This window comes from Limosilactobacillus oris (assembly GCF_025311495.1).
Taxonomy (GTDB): Bacteria; Bacillota; Bacilli; order Lactobacillales; family Lactobacillaceae; genus Limosilactobacillus; species Limosilactobacillus oris_A.
Window position 1 is genome coordinate 1,111,457 of the sequence record NZ_CP104398.1, and the last position, 19,040, is coordinate 1,130,496.

At 52.9% G+C, this 19,040-nt stretch carries 16 protein-coding genes, 2 pseudogenes and 1 other annotated feature; of the genes and pseudogenes, 10 read left to right on the forward strand and 8 right to left on the reverse strand.

Annotated elements, in window-relative coordinates; genetic code table 11:
• Positions 1-74 precede the first annotated feature (74 nt).
• The 3 genes from N4599_RS05625 (at position 75) to N4599_RS05635 (ending at position 4,509) form a co-directional block, all read left to right on the forward strand.
• Positions 75-986 (forward strand): proline-specific peptidase family protein, encoded by a 912-nt coding sequence (locus N4599_RS05625; RefSeq protein ID WP_191363272.1) that lies wholly within the window; start codon positions 75-77, stop codon positions 984-986.
• Between the two features lie 225 nt (positions 987-1,211).
• Positions 1,212-3,881, forward strand: a complete 2,670-nt coding sequence (locus N4599_RS05630) for an HAD-IC family P-type ATPase (RefSeq protein WP_260898368.1) — start codon at positions 1,212-1,214, stop codon at positions 3,879-3,881.
• The gene (locus tag N4599_RS05635; RefSeq protein WP_260898371.1) at positions 3,874-4,509 is read left to right on the forward strand and encodes an HAD family hydrolase; all 636 of its coding nucleotides are present in this window, start codon (positions 3,874-3,876) and stop codon (positions 4,507-4,509) included. The genes N4599_RS05630 and N4599_RS05635 overlap by 8 nt, the downstream gene beginning before the upstream one ends.
• Before the next feature lie 170 nt (positions 4,510-4,679).
• Here the strand turns inward: N4599_RS05635 and N4599_RS05640 are convergent, their stop codons facing one another.
• The 4 genes from N4599_RS05640 to N4599_RS05655 form a co-directional block, all read right to left on the reverse strand.
• Positions 4,680-5,411: an LPXTG cell wall anchor domain-containing protein gene (locus tag N4599_RS05640; protein WP_191363275.1), complete on the reverse strand. Its 732-nt coding sequence runs from the start codon at positions 5,409-5,411 to the stop codon at positions 4,680-4,682.
• Positions 5,360-5,707 (reverse strand): hypothetical protein, encoded by a 348-nt coding sequence (locus N4599_RS05645; RefSeq protein ID WP_191363276.1) that lies wholly within the window; start codon positions 5,705-5,707, stop codon positions 5,360-5,362. The genes N4599_RS05640 and N4599_RS05645 overlap by 52 nt, the downstream gene beginning before the upstream one ends.
• A gap of 261 nt (positions 5,708-5,968) precedes the next feature.
• Positions 5,969-6,415 carry a hypothetical protein gene (locus N4599_RS05650; protein ID WP_191363277.1) on the reverse strand — a complete coding sequence of 149 codons (447 nt, stop codon included), beginning with the start codon at positions 6,413-6,415 and terminating at the stop codon, positions 5,969-5,971.
• A 5-nt stretch (positions 6,416-6,420) separates the two neighbouring features.
• Positions 6,421-7,215, reverse strand: a complete 795-nt coding sequence (locus N4599_RS05655; protein WP_260898376.1) for a YSIRK-type signal peptide-containing protein — start codon at positions 7,213-7,215, stop codon at positions 6,421-6,423.
• A gap of 233 nt (positions 7,216-7,448) precedes the next feature.
• On the opposite strand from N4599_RS05655, the gene N4599_RS05660 reads away from it, so the two are divergent.
• Both N4599_RS05660 and N4599_RS05665 read left to right on the forward strand, forming a co-directional pair.
• Positions 7,449-7,793 carry a DUF3290 family protein gene (locus tag N4599_RS05660; RefSeq protein ID WP_224757955.1) on the forward strand — a complete coding sequence of 115 codons (345 nt, stop codon included), beginning with the start codon at positions 7,449-7,451 and terminating at the stop codon, positions 7,791-7,793.
• 12 nt (positions 7,794-7,805) lie between these two features.
• Positions 7,806-8,440, forward strand: a pseudogene (locus tag N4599_RS05665) (DUF421 domain-containing protein).
• A 117-nt stretch (positions 8,441-8,557) separates the two neighbouring features.
• Here the strand turns inward: N4599_RS05665 and N4599_RS05670 are convergent.
• The gene (locus N4599_RS05670) at positions 8,558-9,634 is read right to left on the reverse strand and encodes a DHHA1 domain-containing protein (RefSeq protein WP_260898378.1); all 1,077 of its coding nucleotides are present in this window, start codon (positions 9,632-9,634) and stop codon (positions 8,558-8,560) included.
• Positions 9,635-9,779: 145 nt separating this feature from the next.
• Here N4599_RS05670 and N4599_RS05675 point away from each other — a divergent pair, with 145 nt between their 5' ends.
• Both N4599_RS05675 and brnQ read left to right on the forward strand, forming a co-directional pair.
• Positions 9,780-11,030, forward strand: a complete 1,251-nt coding sequence (locus N4599_RS05675) for a DUF2325 domain-containing protein (protein ID WP_191363280.1) — start codon at positions 9,780-9,782, stop codon at positions 11,028-11,030.
• 62 nt (positions 11,031-11,092) lie between these two features.
• Positions 11,093-11,326, forward strand: a binding site (T-box leader).
• A gap of 76 nt (positions 11,327-11,402) precedes the next feature.
• The gene (brnQ, locus tag N4599_RS05680) at positions 11,403-12,782 is read left to right on the forward strand and encodes a branched-chain amino acid transport system II carrier protein (RefSeq protein WP_191363281.1); all 1,380 of its coding nucleotides are present in this window, start codon (positions 11,403-11,405) and stop codon (positions 12,780-12,782) included.
• 167 nt (positions 12,783-12,949) lie between these two features.
• Here brnQ and N4599_RS05685 read toward each other — a convergent pair whose 3' ends face one another.
• The 3 genes and pseudogenes from N4599_RS05685 to N4599_RS05695 form a co-directional block, all read right to left on the reverse strand.
• On the reverse strand, positions 12,950-13,543 hold the full coding sequence (locus N4599_RS05685) for a glycoside hydrolase family 73 protein (RefSeq protein WP_260898382.1): 594 nt from the start codon (positions 13,541-13,543) through the stop codon (positions 12,950-12,952).
• Between the two features lie 111 nt (positions 13,544-13,654).
• Positions 13,655-14,426, reverse strand: a pseudogene (locus N4599_RS05690) (putative ABC transporter permease).
• 10 nt (positions 14,427-14,436) lie between these two features.
• On the reverse strand, positions 14,437-15,981 hold the full coding sequence (locus N4599_RS05695) for an ABC-F family ATP-binding cassette domain-containing protein (RefSeq protein WP_260898384.1): 1,545 nt from the start codon (positions 15,979-15,981) through the stop codon (positions 14,437-14,439).
• A gap of 395 nt (positions 15,982-16,376) precedes the next feature.
• Here N4599_RS05695 and trpX point away from each other — a divergent pair, with 395 nt between their 5' ends.
• The 3 genes from trpX to N4599_RS05710 are packed head-to-tail and all read left to right on the forward strand — an operon-like array spanning position 16,377 to position 19,019.
• Positions 16,377-17,366: a tryptophan ABC transporter substrate-binding protein gene (gene trpX, locus N4599_RS05700; RefSeq protein ID WP_260898386.1), complete on the forward strand. Its 990-nt coding sequence runs from the start codon at positions 16,377-16,379 to the stop codon at positions 17,364-17,366.
• Positions 17,363-18,262 (forward strand): ABC transporter permease, encoded by a 900-nt coding sequence (locus tag N4599_RS05705; protein ID WP_062812810.1) that lies wholly within the window; start codon positions 17,363-17,365, stop codon positions 18,260-18,262. The genes trpX and N4599_RS05705 overlap by 4 nt, the downstream gene beginning before the upstream one ends.
• Positions 18,255-19,019, forward strand: a complete 765-nt coding sequence (locus N4599_RS05710; protein WP_260898389.1) for an ABC transporter ATP-binding protein — start codon at positions 18,255-18,257, stop codon at positions 19,017-19,019. The genes N4599_RS05705 and N4599_RS05710 overlap by 8 nt, the downstream gene beginning before the upstream one ends.
• Positions 19,020-19,040: the final 21 nt, after the last annotated feature.

Consider the following 19,040-nt stretch of genomic DNA (forward strand, 5'->3'; position numbering starts at 1 on the left):
GCATCCCGCGCCAAAGTGCGGTAAAATTAGTATTACGTTTTACTATCAATTAGCTAGCAAAGGAGAGAATCTGTATGAAAACAGGAACAAAGATTATTACGCTCGATAACGGCTACCACCTCTGGACCAACACCCAGGGCGAAGGCGACATCCACCTGCTCGCCCTCCACGGTGGCCCCGGTGGCAACCATGAATACTGGGAAGATACGGCCGAACAGCTGGCTAAGCAGGGCCTGAACGTCCAGGTAACGATGTACGACCAGCTGGGCTCCCTCTATTCTGACCAGCCCGACTACTCCGACCCGGAGATTGCCAAGAAGTACCTGACTTACGAATACTTTCTCGATGAAGTCGATGAAGTACGGGCAAAGCTGGGCCTCGATAACATCTACCTGATTGGGCAAAGCTGGGGTGGCCTGCTCGTTCAGGAATACGCCGTCAAGTACGGGCAACATCTCAAGGGTGCCATCATTTCCTCGATGGTAGATGAAATCGACGAATACGTCGACCACGTGAACGCCCTCCGGGAAAAGACGTTGCCGGCTGATGCGGTAGCCTTTATGAAGGATTGCGAGGACCGCAATGATTACAGCAACCCGAAGTACCAAGAGTACGTGCAAGTGATGAACGAGCAGTACGTGGACCGCAAGCAGCCGTCCAAGCTTTACCACCTGAAGGACTTAGGTGGGGACGCTGTCTACAATGTCTTTCAGGGCGATAATGAATTTGTCGTTACTGGGAAGCTCAAGGACTGGCACTTCCGCGACCAGTTGAAGAACATCAAGGTGCCAACCCTGCTGACCTTTGGGGAGCACGAAACCATGCCGCTGGAAACCGCCAAGACGATGGACAGCTTGATTCCAAATTCAAAGCTGGTCACGACGCCTAACGGGGGCCACCACCACATGGTCGATAACCCGGATGTCTACTACAAGCACCTCGCCGACTTTATTCGGTCAGTGGAAGACGGAACGTTTAATAAGTAATTTGTAATTTGAATTCTGGTGAAAGCACGTTTTTCACCAGAATTTTTTATTTCCCAAATAAGTTAAAAATCCTTTAACTCCGCCTAATCAGGCTGCTAAATATGGTAGGATAAGATTAGTAAATATAAGACTGGGAGGAGAACAACGCATCACAATAAAGCCGCACTAACTACCCGCCAATCTGGCCCGTTGTAATGTCGCTTTACTACTTGTCGAAGGAGCACAATGAAACAAGCATACCAACTAACTACTGACGAAATCATACAAGCCAACGGTCTGACAGAATTGACCGCCGGCCTGAACAATCACGAGGCTCAGCAACGGCTTGCCAAGGATGGTAAGAATATTTTGGAAGTTAAGCCAACACCAAAATGGAAGATTTTCCTGCGTCAGTTTAACAACATCGTGATCTACATCTTACTCGTCGCTACTCTGCTGACGATTCTAATCGGTCACTACACCGACGCCATCGTCATCCTGGCGGTGGTTATCCTCAACTCGCTGATCGGCTACTTCCAGGAGACCAGCGCTGCCAACGCCCTTGCTAAAATCCAGGAAATGATGGCCCAGCACGCGACCGTCTACCGGGATGGGCAACGCCAGGACATTGACGCCGCAAACCTGGTTGTCGGTGACGTAGTCTTCCTCGAGGCCGGGGATAACGTTCCTGCCGACCTGCGGATTGTCTCGGCCGACAACCTCCGGATCGAAGAATCAGCCCTGACCGGGGAAACCAACTCGGTCATCAAAACGGACGAGGCCCTGACCGATCCCGACGTTCCCCTCGCTGACCGGGTCAACATGGCCTACTCCTCCACCTCCGTTACCAGCGGGAGCGGAATCGGAATCGTCGTCGCCACCGGTGAGCAGACCGAGATCGGAAAGATTTCCCAAGAGGTTGCCCAGATCAAGCCGAAGAAGACCCGCCTGACTAAGGAAATCGACCACGTCGGCAAGGTTGTTTCCTACATCACCATCATCGGCTCGGCAATCATCTTCATTGTCGGTTTCTTCCTGCAAATCTACTCCCTGCCAGCCCTGGCGCTGGCCGTTGTCGCCATGCTGGTTGGGTCGATTCCAGAAGGACTCCCTGCTACAACCTCGGTCATTCTGGCCTTCGGGGTTTCCAAGATGGCAAAACGCTACCAGACGATTATCAAGTCGATGCCGGCAGTGGAAACGCTCGGTTCAGTCGACGTAATTGCAACCGACAAAACCGGGACGCTGACGAAGAATGAAATGACCGCGATTGAACTCTGGGCTGGTGACCACCACTACACGGTCACCGGGACTGGCTACGCACCGAAGGGCCAGCTGCTGGCAAACGGTCACCCCGCTGAGTTGACCGACCAGCTCAAGCTCCTTCTGGAAGCAGGTTTCCAGGCCAACGATACCGTCCTCAGCGAAGAAGATGGCAAGTGGACCATCAACGGTGAGCCGACGGACGGGGCCTTCTTAACCCTCTACCGGAAGGTCATGGGAGTCGACTACCAGTCGCCATTTAAACCACTGGACCTCCTGCCCTTCGATTCGGACTACCGATACATTGCCGAACTGACGAAGGATCAGAAAAACAGCCAGCAGGTCATCTTTGTCAAAGGGTCTCCGGATAAGCTCTTTGAAATGGCTGCGAAGGCGGATCCGCGCTTTAACACCGCCAAGTGGCAGAACCGGGTCGATGAGTGGTCCAAGCAGGGGAAACGGGTAATCGCCCTCGGCTACCAGACCGTCACCGGCGAAAACCTGATGGAAGTTGAACACGACCATCTCTACCGGGGAATCCACCTGCTCGGCCTTGCCGCCCTCCAGGATGCCCCGCGGGAAGAAGTGATTGCCGCCCTGAAGAAGATGAACCAGGCCGGCGTAGCGGTCAAGATGATTACCGGGGACGACCCGCAAACCGCCCGGGCCATTGGCCATCAACTGGCCTTGGCACCCGGTGAAATCCACGCCATCACTGGTGCGGAATGGGACCGGCTCTCGCCAGATGAACAGGCAGAAGCCGCCAAGTTTAACCAGGTCTTTGCCCGGACCACCCCGCAAAATAAGCTCGAAATCGTTAATGCCCTGCAAAAGGACCAGTTGGTGACCGCCATGGTTGGTGACGGGGTCAACGATGCCCCAGCACTGAAACAGGCCGACATTGGGGTCGCAATGGGAATCAAGGGAACCGACGTGGCGAAGGACGCCGCTGACATGATCCTTGGTGATGACAACTTCGCCACAATGGCCGCGGTGATTGAAGAGGGCCGGCGGATTTACGACAACATCAAGAAGAGTATCCTCTTCCTCCTGCCGACTTCCTTTGCCGAAGGCTTAGTCGTTGCCTTCTCAATTTTAACCGCCCAGCAGGTGCCGCTCCAGCCAGTCCAGTTGCTGTGGATTAACCTGGTGGCCGCCATCACGATCCAGTTTGCCTTTGTCTTTGAAAAGGCCGCACCGGGCTTGATGAACCGACCACCGCGTCCCGTTTCCGCCCGCTTGATGAACCGGCACGACCTAATCCAAATGGGCTACGTTTCCGCCCTGATGGCAATCTTTGCCCTCGTCTCCTACGATTGGTTTACGGGCCACGGGAGCAGCGTCGTGAACGCGACAACGATGATGATTAACGTCATCGTCATCAGCAAGCTGTTCTACTTCTTTAGTATCCGGACCGACCGCTACGGCATCAGCCAAATCAAGACAATCACTGGCAAGGCCTGGCTGGTAATCGGAATTATGCTGGCCTTCCAACTGCTTTTGACCTACCTGCCGTTCATGCAGGCCGCCTTCCACGTGACGGGAATCAGCCTGACCGAGTGGCTAGCAGTCGTCATCTTCTCCTGCCTGATTATGCTGGTGGCAGAGTTTGATAAGTGGTTACGGTTGAGAAAGGAAGCACATAATGACTAAAATTAATACCTTTATTTTTGACATTGATGGTACCCTGATCGATACCTTCGATATGTACATGCCAGCGATGGTGGAGACCCTGCGCAAGCACGGTTATCCGGTCAAGGATGAGCAGGCAACGATGAAGCACCTCTTCGGAATCACCGGAGACGACGCTCTAAGGCTCTTCGGGGTTAAACCCGCTGAACGAGCAGCAATCCAAAAGGAATGGTTCGCCCTGGCTTACCAACGTGAGGACCGGGTCAAGCCCTTCCCAAAGATTCCTGAGGCTCTCACCGAGTTAGCGGCCGTGTCCGGGAACCGGCTGGGGGTGGCCACTTCAAAGCTGCGGACGGAATACGACCACTTTGCCGAGACCTACCCCTTCGCACAACTGTTTGATACCGTGATTACCTCGGCAGACACGGTCAACCACAAGCCCGACCCCGAGCCAATCCTCGCGGCAGTCGAAAAGCTCGGCGCCCGGCCGGAAGAAAGCGTCTATGTTGGTGATACCGTCAATGACCTGCGGGCGGCGAAGGCGGCTGGCGTTAAGTTTGCCGGAGCCCTGTACGGTTCAGCCAATCCAGCCGCCATTAAGGATGCCGACTACCCGTTAACCAGTTCCCTGGACTTACTAAAAATCTAATAATAAGACTTTGACGTCCCGTTAACGCATAACTAGTCTTTAAAAGCACAAATAGGGTTCCAGAGTTCGGCCTTGCCGAACACTGGAACCCTATTGTGTACTGCCTTGTTTTTATTAAAGCGAAAGGCCTTCTGTCGCAACCGCCTTTGCATTCTAAACTTGCTTAGTTATTAATCTTGTCGTTTGCGATTTACCGCGCCCAGGCCAATTGCCGTTAAGAAAGCAGTCAAGCCAAGGACCAGCAGTCCCCGGCTATTCGCCCGCCCTGTTTGCGGTAGGCGCTTGCCGTGTGCATTCTGGCCGTCAGCGGCGGGCGGTTGAGTAGCAGCAGGGCTAACCGCCGCACTGGCAGAAGTAGTTGTTTCCGCTCCACTTCCCGGCGTGTTTCCTGGAGTGGCGGGGGTAACCTTCCCAGCGTCATTAGGATCAATCGTCTCTGGAATTTGTGGTTGGGTGTAGACCAGGTAAACATGTTCGACCGTCCCGTCTGGAAGATCATTGTCAACCACTTCTACTGGTGCAAATTTAGTTGCCAGTTGCTGACCGTCAACCGTGTTCCTTGCGGCCCGTTCAATTTGCCAGTGCCCCGCAAGTGCTCCCGTTGGCACGTTGATATAGTCTTGCCGTACCTGCTGGTAACTAGCCTGGTTACCGGTAACCGTTGCCCCGTCACCAACGGCGGGAGCAAGAACCGTCCAGGTCTTTCGTGGTGTCGTCTGGTTAGCTGAATCAACAATATAAATTGGGTTGCCAGCGTCATTTTTAACAACGTTACCGTCCTTATCTACCAGTTGCTTAGCATTGACCAAGTTGCCGTCCGGGTCCATGAAATAAGACGTCGTGTAGTTAATCAGTTGTGTTTGACTAGCCTGCAACTGGTCGTGGGCTGGGTTATCAGCCACGAAGTGATCCGCTTAACCGTCTTTTGCTCCGTCTGTGGGGTGGCTTTCTTTGCCAGGTGAATCGTGTAGACATACTTAGCGTAGTCCTCAATTCCCTCACTGTGGCTTTGGTTGGCAGCATTATTAGTACTGATCTGACCAAAGTCATCGGAAACTACCACGTAGCCCTGGTCCTGGTAACCGGCAACCGCGGCATAAATTGTCCGCCGTGTTTGTTCCGCCGCATCCCGGGTATGCTGATAACCATCCCCAGCTTCGGGAACTGATAAGTAGTTATCACGGTCACCACCGTACACGTTTAGGACCTTGTTATTCGTATCATCGATAATTGAGACCTTGTAAGTTGGCCCGTATGGATCGTAAACGGTAATCTCTGAAAGGGTGCTTAAATCCGCATTCGGGTCAATCGTGACTGCCGGAGAGTAACCGCCCTGCGGGTGTCCATAGTGTTCCTGGTAAACGTACTTCGGGAAGGTGTTCGTGGTTACCGCCTGCCAAGGACTATAAGTGGTGTTGCCGGCACTATCGGTGGCCTTTTCCCGAGTAAATTCAAGTGACTAGGAACCCCCGTAGTGCTGGATCTCCGGGTGGTCGAGGTTGTCACCAGAATCGTCAGTGAAACCATAGTAGAAGGTCCGGGTAACCGTCATCCTGGTACCGTCTGCGGAAATTTCCACTATTGCGGCCTCATGATGGGCGGCTTTAGGAACCACATCGCCAATCTTGAGCTTGCTCTCGTCGTACTTATAGGTCACCGTTTGCAGATCCCGCCAGTCGTCAGCGGACTTCTGCCAGGAATCGATGCCAAAGTTCATTTGGTAGTGGCCCCCAACCGCTGCTTCATCCGCAATCCAATCCGTAACGGTTGGCGAAGCAACTTGGTCATAGTCGATTGTAATCGGGTCGGTCCCGTCGTTTTCAATCGTCGTGCCCTTGCCAGTTTGGAGGTTTTTGACCGTATAAGTGACGGTCTGCTTCCCCATTGCCTTATCAATTACCACCACCGGTGTCACTTCGTATTGGACCGGTAATCTGGAATCAGCTTGCCATCATCATCCACCATCTGACTGCCATCATAGGGATAGGCCCGCCGGTAATGGATAGTCCGGGTAATCGTTTTCGTTGGATAGTCAGCGTGCGTTTCTAACCGGTGCTTGAGGTGGATTTGCACAGTCATCAACGAATCCGTAAATTCTGTCGGCAGGGTATAGCTGCCATTCAAGATGTAGGGATCACGACGACCAGTCAGCGCCCGCAACCTCCGGTCAACACTCTGGGTACCGTTATTGTACGCGGTGGTGCTGATTTTCTCACCAACAAAACCGTGGGCGTAATGGTGGCCGTTATTTTCACTTGGCAAGTACGGACTGTCGATAATTGCGCCATTATTGTCGTCATCGACAAAGGTCAAGTCCACCGTCGCGGGCTGCTTGGCCGGTTCGCTAGTGCTAGTCGCCTGCGCGGAACGAGCCACCGTTGGTGAAGCCACTTGATGGGCGCTATTGATCGACGCTCCTGATTGGCCGCTAGTGGCCTGGGGCGTTTCCGTTACAGTAGACTGCTTGCTATTAAGTGCCACCGCATCCTGGTGGGTAACCGGGGAAGCCGCTACCGTTGCTACAGACTGGTCATTACTATCGGCCAGCTCAGCATTACTACTAGCGTGGGCAGTTGTGTTTCCAGCAACAACAATGCTAGTTCCTAATAAAACGGAAGCAACTCCAATGCTAAGTTTGCGCAAGCCAAACCGCTGCTGCTCTTGCGTGTGGCTACGTTGATACTCCTGCTTATTATATTTAACCAACATATTTCCTCCCTTGAGTTAAGTACAATTAAAATATAATAAAAGCATTTTATACACTGCTTGGTAAGAGTTGAAAATAACTTTAGCTCATCCTAGAGTAGTTTATTTAGGGCCTTTCAAAGGAGTGGTTAACGATGACCTTCTATGCAGAAAGCTATTTTGAATAGCAACAGCAACTGGAGAGCATGATTAACTACGCAATCATGTTCTTCTCCTCATCCTGATCGTCTTTAATGTCAGTCGCTACCTTCGCCACCGTCTACATTCATGCAACCGGGACCTCGGAATCATCTTTTTTTCTTCTTTTACTAATCTTCACAGGCTTGCAAATCACCAACTTGGAGTACGACTACCACCAGCACACCCAGACACTACAAATGCGGCCCTTCATCCAAGCTGTTGCTAAGGATCACGGCCTGCGGGCTTCACAAGTCGTTGTTAATTCAACAACGCTCACGGACGGAATCCTGGTTCGCTTCCGGGGTCGCGATTACCGGGTCAATATGAGCCCCAACGGCGATAACTACACGCTCACCCGCGCCCACGTTGTCGACCACACCGTCACCATTCGTAAGTAAAGGAGTGAGCATATGGACTACGGTCTTATTGCGATTAAGTTCATCCTCGGGATGGTCTGCTTAATCTTTCAAACCAACATTCTCGGCAAGGGGAACTGGCCCCGACTTCCGCCGTCGACCAGGTTCAAAACTACGTCCTCGGGGGAATTATTGGCGGAATTATCTATAACCGCGACATTACGGTCCTCCAATTCGTAATGGTTCTCCTAATTTGGACCGTAATTGTCTTTATCGTTAAATTTTTCAAAGAACACAACCGAATAATTCAAAAGATAATTGATGGTCAGCCCCAGATCCTGATCAAAAACGGCCAAATCCGGGTTGAAGAGTGCATGCGTGCTGGCATAACCGCTAGTGAGCTCATGTTTCGCCTGCGCACCCAGGGGGTCTACGAGCTCAGCAAGGTCAAAAGCGGAATTCTGGAACAAAACGGCCAGCTGGTTGTAATTGAAAATAATGAGCAAGATGTGCGGTTCCCCCTCATTAACGATGGACAAATCAACCATGACGTCCTCGAATTAATTCACCGTAACAATGACTGGCTGCTAGAGCAAATTCACCGGGCCGGCTACCAGGAAGTCAAGGACATCTATCTCGGTGAATACGTCCATGGTCAATCACACCTAACCCCTTACCCCAGTGATTAACGAGCAACGAGGCTAGGAGAAAACAGCTTTTTCTCCTAGCCTCGTACCAGTTAACTATTACAAAGATAACATCCTTCGTGCCAACTACTCCACCTAGTACATAGCTCTCAGCACTTCCTATTTCTTAAACAGTGCCGCCATCTTGGCAGCTACCGCCGGGTCTAAATTATCGGCCAGGGTGCTCTCCTCTTGCTTGTGCTCCTCCTGCTGGTTCTTAATCGTCTGGGCCAAGTCATCAGCGACTGCCTGTTCCCCGACCTTGACCGGGTTAACGTTTAGCCGTCCCCCGGCAGCATCAGCGTGACCACCACCGCCAAAGTATTTTTCGGCAAATTTAGCCACGTCCAGCTTGCCGTTACTCCGGAGGGAAACGCTGACCGGACTGATCACCAGAGCAGCCTCCACATCCGGATGCTGTTCCAAAAGCGCGTGGGCAATCTCCGACTTGTAATCACTCGCGTAGACAATGCCAAATTGGTGCCCGTCTAATTCGGTTTTCAGGACATCCTTGAGGTGACTCTTGAGGTACTTCGCCCGCCGCTCATTCAGGGTCCGGATCAGCAGCTGATTAGCTGCATGGTACTTTTCCCAGCCGGTTGAGAAAACATCCGCCACAAAGGAAGCCGAATCTTGCAAGGGGTAGAACCAGAAGAGCTGGTCCAGCTCATCGGCCGCAGTCCGTTTCTCGTCAGCCATCTCCGGGTCGTTTTGCCAGTCCCAGGTATCGTAAGCCCGGATCAATTCCACCAGGTAGGCTAGTTCCTGCCGCTGTTCTGTTGGCAGGTCAGCAAAGTGGGGCTGCTGGGTCAGCCAGTCCCAGGCCAGGCTGGCCGCACTTGGGTTCACCTGCGGATCGGCTGGCACCACGCTATTGGCGGCATACTTTTGCCGCAAGCCGGCCTCGCTCTCGTGGTGGTCAAACACCAGCCAGTGGTTGGCAAAATTGGCATTCAGCTGTTGGAAGGTGTAGTCGCTATCCGGGGTCATATCCATGATGTAGACGTCCGTAAAGCGGCCGGCCTCTGGACTCCGCATCCAGCGGGCAAATTCGTCGTCGATTCGGCCCGCACCACAGTTGGTCATGTCAAACTCGACATCCCCAAACATCGTCGGCTGAACTGTCTGGAGGAGTATTGGCGCGCCAAAGCCATCCAAATCATTATGTGAGAAAAGTTTAATTAACCGTTTGGCCATGTTCATATCCACCTTATTAAATTTATTTAAGCTCATTATACAATTTTTTGTCCCGCACCGCTGAACCGGCCAGCGGATTAACTGACAGGTCCGGCACAAATTGGTATGATTGAGGTAATCAGCTTTTTGAAAGGACCATGTCATCATGAAAATATATGATTACCGGCAGGAACTGATTGACCTGCTGAATAACACCAGTGCGGATCCGGCTAGTCTGACACAGACCCTCCGCAGCCTGACCACCATTATCCACGTCCTCAACCACTATGCAGAGGCTCCCGTGTCCCCGGCCGTTAGCGGCCAGCCGCGCCAGCCCAAGCCCCGGTTCCACCAGCACCAGGTTCACCCGGCCAACCAGCCACTGCCTGAAAACAGCAAGCGCCAGCTGAAATCACTGCTGACCGGCCCCGCGACCGACACCCAGGAAGAAAATCAGCGGCCGGCCGTCAGCCAAGCCCAAACGGCAGCTGCTCCCCAGGAAATCACGCCTGAGGAACGCCTGGCCGCCGACAACCGCTACATCGTTCACCGAAAGCTAAGCGGCGCGGAAATCAACCACCACTACTACTCGGAAACGCTACTCCACCGACTGCCCTTTGCGGTTAACGACGGTAATATCGTTGAAGTCGACCCCCAGCAACGTGTTCGGGGATTGCCCACCATCCGCCGTGTAACCGGCGACCAGCTGCCTGACTACCAGCCAGAAAAAGTAACGGTGATTGAATACGCGGAACTCAAGCCGGTTCCTGGTTCGGATGTTCTTCAAATCAGCAGCACCCTAAAGAAGAACTCACTCCTCGACCAGGCGCCGGAAAACACGATTGTCGTGGACCCCTTCAAGTATCCTGGACGGAACCTCAAGGCGGGAATGGTTATCGACTACGCCTACTACGACCGTGGCAACGGCTTAAGGGATGCCGCTGATGGTGCGATTCGCTGGATCCACAAAAAAAGCGACTACGACACTACTAAGCAACCGGTCAAGCCCAAGCAGGTCAAGAAGGTCGCCCACCCACGGCATGATTATGAAAAGAAACTTGATTACGACCTAAAGCAGCGGACCGTCCTCGTAATTACCGGGGTCCGGGATAAGGTGCAGGGTCTCAAGCCGGTCATCACCAAGCACCACGGGGTCTTTCACGGTCTCGACGCCTCTGCAGAAGAAAAAGTTTCCTCCTCCACTCTCAAGCGGGAGATTCGCAATACTGATATCGTCGTGGTCTGCATTGATGCAATCCACCACCGGATTAGCCAGCTGGCTAACCACCACGCTAAACGTTATGAGAAGCCCCTGGCCATTGCAAACGTCACTTCGAACACGGGGGTTGAACGGGCAATTGGCCGGGCATTAAATGGCGACCCTGCCTATGCAGCTGCGAGTGAAAAAATGGATTAATTTAAAATTCCTATTGACAATCATTAGATTATGGTTAAGATAATAAGCAACATTTTAATTATCTGATCGCAATGAGAAAGAAGAGTAGGTTGTCTGTTACCGGCAGCGAGTCCCGTGAGGTGTGAGGGGATCGGTTAACATTCGACTGAAAATCACTTTCGAGTCCTAATCTTAAAATCCAGTAAGATTAGGTGGGTACACCCATTATCGTGTCAGCGTATCGCTTATTAGCCGTACGTGAAGAGGCCTGAGAACGGCCTGAATAAAGGGTGGTACCACGCCACGGCGTCCCTTAACCAATGTAAGTTGGTTAAGGGACTTTTTTATTGGATCAGAATGATTGCCATTATTTTATCCTAGGAGGGATTTACCATGCGTGATTTAACATCACCTCGTTTATCATTCAAGCAATATTTGATTGTTGCCTCACTATTGTTCGGGCTCTTCTTCGGTGCCGGAAACTTGATTTTCCCCCTGCACCTCGGTCAGCTGGCCGGGGCCAACTGGGGTCCGGCCGCCCTGGGCTTCTTAGTAACCGGGGTCTTGCTGCCGCTACTATCGGTCCTCGCCGTCGCCATTACCCAGGCCGAAGGGGTCTATGACATCGGCCTGCCGCTCGGGCCGGCCTTTGCCCTCGTCTTCATGGTATTGATTCACGCCACGATTGGCCCCCTCTTTGGGACCCCGCGGACCGCAACCGTCTCCTTTACCGTGGGGGTCGCCCCGTTCCTGCCAAAGGTTGCTCAGGGCTGGGCACTGCTCCTCTTCTCAGCGCTTTTCTTCTTAGCCGCCTTTCTCTTCTCCTACAAGGAAAACCAGATCCTGGCTAACGTCGGCAAGGTCCTGAACCCCGTCTTTTTAGCGCTCCTCTTCCTTGTCTTTGTCGTGGCCTTTGCCAATCCGCTGGGGAACCCCGCTAGCGCACCGGTTACCAGTGCCTACGTCCACAATGCTGTCACTAACGGTTTCTTGGAGGGTTATAACACGATGGACGCCCTCGCCGGCCTCGCCTTTGGGGTCACCGTCGTTACCGCCGTTCGTTCGATGGGCCAGCGCCGGGCCAAGGATGTTTCCAGGGTAGTAGCTAAGTCAGGGGTCCTTGCGGTAAGCGGCATCGGGCTGATCTACCTGCTCTTAATCCTGATGGGTGCCATGTCCCTGGGACGGTTCAAAGTTTCCGCCGATGGTGGGGTCGCTTTTAACCAGTTGGTCAACGCCTATGCCGGTGCCTTTGGTCAGGTTATTCTTGCCTTTCTCCTGACCGTAACCTGTTTAACCACCGCGGTCGGTCTGGTGGCCGCCTTTGCCCAGGACTTCCATAAGCACTTCCCTAAGGTCAGCTACCACGCTTGGCTGGCCCTCAGCTGCCTCGCTTCATTTCTAACAGCAAACTTCGGCCTGGATCAAATCATCGCCTGGTCAACGCCAATGCTAATGTTCCTCTACCCGCTCTCGATGGTTCTAATCCTGCTATCGGTCAGCTCGCCACTCTTCCACCGGGATGGGGTTGTCTACTTCTTCGTCGTACTGTTCACCGTTGTTCCAGCACTTGGCGATATGGTAGTTGCCTTTCCAGCAGTCGTCAGTGCCAGTCACTTTGGACAGGTGGTTGCCGGCTGGCGCAGCGCCCTGCCACTTGCTAGCATGGGTCTTTCCTGGCTCGTACCAGCGCTGGCAGGTCTGGCCGTTGGGCTTGTCTGCCACCACTTCCGCCGGCAACATGCAACCGACGAAGGTACTGAGTTAAATTAACGCAGCGAAAGAGCGTAGAAGTAACATTACTAAGTTAAAAATCAAATGAGGTCTAAAGCTCGACTAAGCCGAACTTTAGACCTCTATTTGTGCTCGCGGGGGTTCCCCACAGGGCTAGCTGCGGGTTGAAAGACAAAGTCATAAATGACTTCTGTCTCACCCTTTTTCTACTTATCATATTGTGCTAGCTTAAATTTCTTAATCGCGTAAATCAGCTTGCTGGCGTAATCCGGATCCGTTGCGTAGCCGCCGGTTTGCAAGGCCAGTGCTGCCTGTCGGTACGTCTTGGCCGTTTGTACCGCCCTGAAACGCGTGTGATTATCACTCGTCCCGTTGACGATCAGTTGGGTGTGGGCGTTGATTGATGCAGCCCAGCTATTATAGGTTTGAAAGTATTGCTTGACCTTCACCGTCTTGCCATTCACGTTTTCTGTCGTGTACATCCGCACCCGGTTTGTCTTGCCGTTCGCCTTGATACCAAAAAGGTTATTATACTTCGCCGCCAGCTTGCTCCGCCCCCAGTCGGATTCCAACCCAGCCTGGGCAATCGTGATGCTTGCTGGGATGTGGTACTTTTTCTGTTCCCGCTGGGCTGCCGGGGCCACCTGTTTGATAAATTGCTGGACCGTAATATTGGTCGAGTGGCGCTCACGTTGCGGCTGCTGGCGAGTATGCAGCTGGTAGAGTCCCACCACCAGCAGTACTAGCAGAATCCCACTGATGAGTGTCGCGATAATTAGGGGCTTGCGCTTAGTTTGCATCGCCGTCCTCTCCCCTCGTCTGATTCTTTTTCCCATTATAAGAACCAGTGAGCATTGATACGAGCACTCCAACGGAAGTTTTAGGGAATCTTCGCAAAATAAACACAGAAACTACTTATTCGATAGGTGCTGTTTGACCTTATTAAACCGTTTGGCGTCCAAAACCTTCATCTTCGGGAAGCTCTTAATCATCCGCCGCTCATTCCAGCTCAACGCGGTACCAGGGTGCTTTTGGAGGTGGTCAACAAAGGCCTGGTCCCAGTGCTCCAACTGGTGGCGCCGCAACTGCCGCTCCTCTGGCAGGACCTTTTTGACCCGCTCCCGCAGCTGCTCTTGAAAGGCGTTAATCCGCTGGTCCCACTGCTTGGTGGTCATGTGGAAGTGCTTGATACTAATCATTGTCAGAACAGTATCAGTTCCCATCCCCACAACAATCAGCAGGGCGAGCATTCCATGGATCCAGCCTTCCTCCCAATTAATCACCCGTTGAATGAAGGGTTGGATGTAGCGGACGAGGATAACAACCCCAATTCCCCAGAAAAGGGAGATCTGGGGTGCAATCCGTCCCTGCAGGTTTCCCCACAAATCCGAGTAGTCCCACAGTTTCATGTGAAACACCTTTTCCAAAAAGAGGCTGGCAACGAAAGACGCTGGCGACAATCATCCCCACGATAAAGAGGAGGATAATGTTGTCCCGCACCCGGTAGGTCGTAATCAGAATCGTGGTGATGGTAAAACCGTAGACCGGGCAGTAGGGGCCAAATAAAAATCCCCGGTAAGCATACTGGTGGTCCTTAAGCGAACAATAAACTGTCTCCCACAGCCAGCCAACGACGGAATAGGTAAAGAAGAGCACAATCACTTCTGAAATTGTGTAGGGCATGTTGGGCCTCCTAGTTCTTTAAGCTCAGTTTTTCAACGTTTAAAATCTTATCCAGCCAACCGGTATAGAAACTCTCCTCGTGGCTGACCAGAATCAAGTTGCCTGGGAATTCCTGGAGAGCTTTCTTGAGCCCCTCCTTAGTTTCATCATCCAGGTGGTTGGTCGGTTCGTCCATAATTAGGAAGTTGCAGGGGGTTAACTCCAAGATTGCCAGCTTGACTTTCGTCTGTTCACCACCGGAAAGCAGGTGGAGGGGCTTCATCGTATTGGCGGCGTTAATCCCGGCCCGAGCCAATTTCGTCCGAATCGTCCGCGGCTGCATCGTCGGGAACATATTTTGAATTGTTTGCAACGGGGTGAGCTGGGGATCATCCCACTCTAAGTCCTGGTCGAAATAGTTAATCTTCGCGGATGGCGAGAAACTAGCCTTCCCCGCGAGTGCCGGGATCTTTTTCAGAATTGACTTAATCAGTGTTGACTTACCGACCCCGTTAAAGCCGGTAAAGAGGAGCTTCTCCCCCATCGTCATCGAGAAGGTCACCGGGGCCAGCAGGGGCCGCCCATAACCGACGGAGAGTTCGTTGACCCGCAGGGCGTTCGCCGAACCGGTATTCTCATACGGAAAGTGGAAGGTCGCCTTGAGGTTGTCAGCTGGCGGATCAATCTTTTTCATCCGGGCCAGCATCTTTTCCCGCGACTTGGCCATTGTCGACTTGGAACCGGCTTTGTTTTTCCGGATAAAGCGCTCGGCCTTCTCAATCACGACCTGCTGCTTTTCGTATTCCCGCTCCTGGGCTTCCTTGCGCTCTTCCTTTTGCCGCATCGCCTGTTGGAAGCTCCCCCGGTACTTGGTGATTTTGCCAAAGGAGACGTCACAGACCGTGTTAGTGACCCGCTCGAGGAAGTCGTAGTCATGGGAAATAATCATTGCGGCCCCCTGGTACTGGTTGAGGTAGTCAATCAACCATTCGATATGGGCCGTATCAAGGTAGTTGGTCGGTTCGTCAAGAAGGATGACATCCGGATTTTCCAGCAGCATTTTCGCCAGGATAATCTTGGAACGCTGGCCGCCACTCATCTCAGACACCACGTGGTCCTTGCCAATTTCGGTCAAGCCCAACCCGTTCATGACCCGCTCGATTTCAGTTTCAATATCGTAGAAGTTATTGGCATCGAGCTGTTCCTGAATGCGGCCGGCCCGGGCCAGCAGGCTGTCGTCCATCTTCGTAGCGTAGTCCTCATATAGTTTATTCATCCGGTCATTCAATTCGTATAGGTCGGCAAAGGCCGTGTGGAGAAACTGAATCAGGGTCATCCCCTTGGGAATATCCACGTACTGGTCCAGGTAGCCAATCTTGACTCCCTTTTGCCACTTGACCGCCCCCTCGACCGGGAGGACCTTACCAATCAAAATTTTAATCAGGGTTGACTTGCCGGCCCCGTTTTGGCCAACAATCCCCATGTGTTCGTGTTTTTCCAACTGGAAGCTGGCGTCTTCATAGAGTTTTTTATCGGCATAACTCATCGTCAGCCCTTCGACATCTAAAACTGCCATTCTTTTCTCCTTTATGTCTATCAAGCTCTTATTTTCATAGTATCACAGCCGGCCTGGTACCAGCAATTCATCGGGTTTTCCAATAAAATGAGAAGATTTTAATATTCCCTATTGACAGGGCCAGGCCGCTTAGCTATACTAAAAAACAATTACTAACAAGGGAGTAAGTTCAATGAAGCAAAATCAGTTCAACAAGCAAATTAACCGTTGGCAAAGCCGGTAGGTTCAGGTTGATTCGTCATGGATGCAACCTGAAAAGCAGATTGCATCTGTGCCGGCTGATTTTGCAATCATTCAGTCCGCATGGATCCACATGCGGACTTTTATTTTGCCCAGCGAAACGGGAGTCCAGGTCATGTGGGCTCCCGTTTTTATTTGGAAAGGTGTGAAGATTAATGAAGCGAATGTATACCCTGATTGCCCTGCTGCTGGCCTTCCTCGGTGTCGCGTTCTTTAGCGAAAATGGCGGGTTGATCAAACGGCGGGTCCCACGAGTGGGCGTGTTGACCTTGATGCACCACCCCGCCCTCGACCAAATCTATAAGGGATTCGTCGATGAGCTAGCCAGGGAGGGTTACCACGACGGCAAAAATATTCAAATCGAATACCAAAACGCCAACGGTGACCAGAGCAACCTTAAAACCATGGCGTCCAAGCTAGTCAACGATAACTGCAACGTTATTTACAGCATTACGACGCCAGCCGCCCAAGCCGCGGCAAACTCTACCAACAAGATTCCCATCGTTCTGGGCGCCGTCACCGATCCGAAAGGGGCCGGTCTGGTCAAGAACAACCGCCACCCCGGTGGCAACATCAGCGGCGTTTCCGACCAGTCGCCAATCAAGGAGCAGCTCAACCTGGTTAAGGAATCTATGCCCAACCTCAAGACCCTCGGGGTAATTTATACTTCCAGCGACGCCTCCGCAGTCGCGGGTCACCAGCAGATTCAGCAGGAATGCAAGAAGATGGGGATCCGGCTCAAGTCCTACTCAATCGCCAACAGCAACGACCTCAACCAGGTCTCCGAGCAGATGCTCCAGGAAGTCGATGCGGTGGTTGTCCCAACCGATAACACCATCGCTGGCGCCATGCAAACCCTGGTCAAGAATGCTAACGCGGCCAACAAGCCGGTCTTCCCAGCGGCCGCCTCGATGGTTAAGCAGGGTGGCCTCGCCACTTACAGTGTCAACCAGTACCAGCTAGGCGTCCGCGGTGCCAAGATGACCGTCGCCATTCTCAAGGGGAAGAAGCCAGCCAACATGCCAATCCAATACGTCCGGCATGGCGACCCAGTGTTAAACCTCAAGCAGGCCCGTCGGCTCCACATCCAGGTACCCAAGCAATTTGAACACGAAGCCAAGACGAAGGGAGAGATTTATCAATGAATCTAATGGTATCAGCAATCGGGCAGGGACTCTTATGGGCACTCCTGGGTCTCGGCCTCTACCTCACCTTCCGGATCCTCGACTTCTGTGATATGACCGTTGAGGGAACCTTCCCCCTCGGTGCAGCCACCGCGGTCACCGCAATTTCACATGGTATTAACCCCCTGCTGGCAACCCTGCTCGCCATCGGTGCCGGGATGCTGGCCGGCCTAGTCACCGGCCTCCTCTACACGAAGGGTAAAATTCCCAGTCTGCTTGCCGGAATTCTGACGATGACCGCCATCTATTCGGTCAATCTCCGAATCATGGGGAAATCGAACATCTCTTTGCTGGGCAAGCCAACCCTCTTTAACGGCCGCTTCATGACCAGCCTGCCCCAGTACTTCGACAGCGTTGTCATGGGAATCATCGTCATTGCGGTTATCACCATCTTGATGGTCCTCTTCCTCGCTACGGATTACGGACAGGCCTTCATCGCAACCGGGGACAACCCGACAATGGCGAAATCACTGGGAATCCACACCGATAAGATGATCATCGTTGGGCTAATGGTTTCCAACGGGATGGTCGGCCTCTGTGGCGCCCTGATTGCCCAAAATAATGGCTACGCCGACATCAACATGGGGATCGGGACCATCGTGATCGCCCTGGCTTCCATCATCATTGGCGAAGTGGCCTTTGGCGAATTAACACTCAACCAGCGGCTAGTCGCGGTGACTCTCGGAAGTATCATTTACCGGATTATCCTGCTGGTCGTCCTCCAGCTCGGCTTCTCTGCTAACGACCTCAACCTGATTTCGTCCGTCGTCCTGGCAATCTGCATGATGCTGCCGCAGCTTGAACAGCACCTCCACCTGAAAAAGCCAATTTTGAAAGGAGTACGTCCGCATGAGTAAGCCGATTTTAGAATTAAAAAACGTGCAAACCGTCGTTAATAAAGGAACCGCCAACGAAACGACGATCCTCAAGGGAATCAACCTCGCCATTAGCGAAGGCGACTTCATTACCATCGTCGGGACAAACGGGGCCGGCAAGTCCACCCTCTTTAACGTCATCGGCGGCAACCTCAGCGTCGACGCAGGACAGATCCTCCACAACGGCACCGACATCACGAAGAGTTCTGAGGAACAGCGGACGACCTTCCTGGCCCGGGTGTTCCAGGACCCCAAGCTCGGTACCGCCCCGCGGATGACCGTTGCCGAAAATATGCTCCTGGCCACAAAGCGTGGTGAACGCCGCCACCTGGTACACCGGAAGCTCAAGGCTAACATGGCCCGCTTCACAGAGCTGGCCGCAACGATGAACAACGGGCTGGAAAAGCGAATGACGACTGCGACTGGTGCCCTATCCGGTGGACAACGGCAAGCCCTGAGCTTCCTGATGGCAACCCTCAAGCGCCCCGACATCCTTCTCCTGGACGAACACACGGCAGCGCTGGACCCGCACACCAGCTTAAACCTGCTGCACGCGACGAACGAGCGGATCACGCACGACCACCTGACCGCCCTGATGATTACCCACCACTTAGAAGACGCCCTTACTTACGGCAACCGGCTGCTTGTCCTTCAAAACGGGCAGATTAAGGCCGATTTTCGGGGCCAGGATAAGCAAAATTTGACGGTCGAAAGGCTCTACCACTATTTTGAAGACTAGTTTTACGAAGGGCTGTTGACT

What these genes read in the sequence shown, in the direction of transcription:
- N4599_RS05675 (WP_191363280.1), top strand. Translation starts at nt 9,780, where the DNA reads ATGAAAATATATGATTACCGGCAGGAACTGATTGACCTGCTGAATAAC.
- N4599_RS05635 (WP_260898371.1), top strand. Translation starts at nt 3,874, where the DNA reads ATGACTAAAATTAATACCTTTATTTTTGACATTGATGGTACCCTGATC.
- trpX (WP_260898386.1), top strand. Translation starts at nt 16,377, where the DNA reads ATGAAGCGAATGTATACCCTGATTGCCCTGCTGCTGGCCTTCCTCGGT.
- brnQ (WP_191363281.1), top strand. Translation starts at nt 11,403, where the DNA reads ATGCGTGATTTAACATCACCTCGTTTATCATTCAAGCAATATTTGATT.
- N4599_RS05625 (WP_191363272.1), top strand. Translation starts at nt 75, where the DNA reads ATGAAAACAGGAACAAAGATTATTACGCTCGATAACGGCTACCACCTC.
- N4599_RS05670 (WP_260898378.1), bottom strand. Translation starts at nt 9,634, where the DNA reads ATGGCCAAACGGTTAATTAAACTTTTCTCACATAATGATTTGGATGGC.
- N4599_RS05705 (WP_062812810.1), top strand. Translation starts at nt 17,363, where the DNA reads ATGAATCTAATGGTATCAGCAATCGGGCAGGGACTCTTATGGGCACTC.
- N4599_RS05695 (WP_260898384.1), bottom strand. Translation starts at nt 15,981, where the DNA reads ATGGCAGTTTTAGATGTCGAAGGGCTGACGATGAGTTATGCCGATAAA.
- N4599_RS05685 (WP_260898382.1), bottom strand. Translation starts at nt 13,543, where the DNA reads ATGCAAACTAAGCGCAAGCCCCTAATTATCGCGACACTCATCAGTGGG.
- N4599_RS05630 (WP_260898368.1), top strand. Translation starts at nt 1,212, where the DNA reads ATGAAACAAGCATACCAACTAACTACTGACGAAATCATACAAGCCAAC.
- N4599_RS05710 (WP_260898389.1), top strand. Translation starts at nt 18,255, where the DNA reads ATGAGTAAGCCGATTTTAGAATTAAAAAACGTGCAAACCGTCGTTAAT.
- N4599_RS05660 (WP_224757955.1), top strand. Translation starts at nt 7,449, where the DNA reads ATGTCAGTCGCTACCTTCGCCACCGTCTACATTCATGCAACCGGGACC.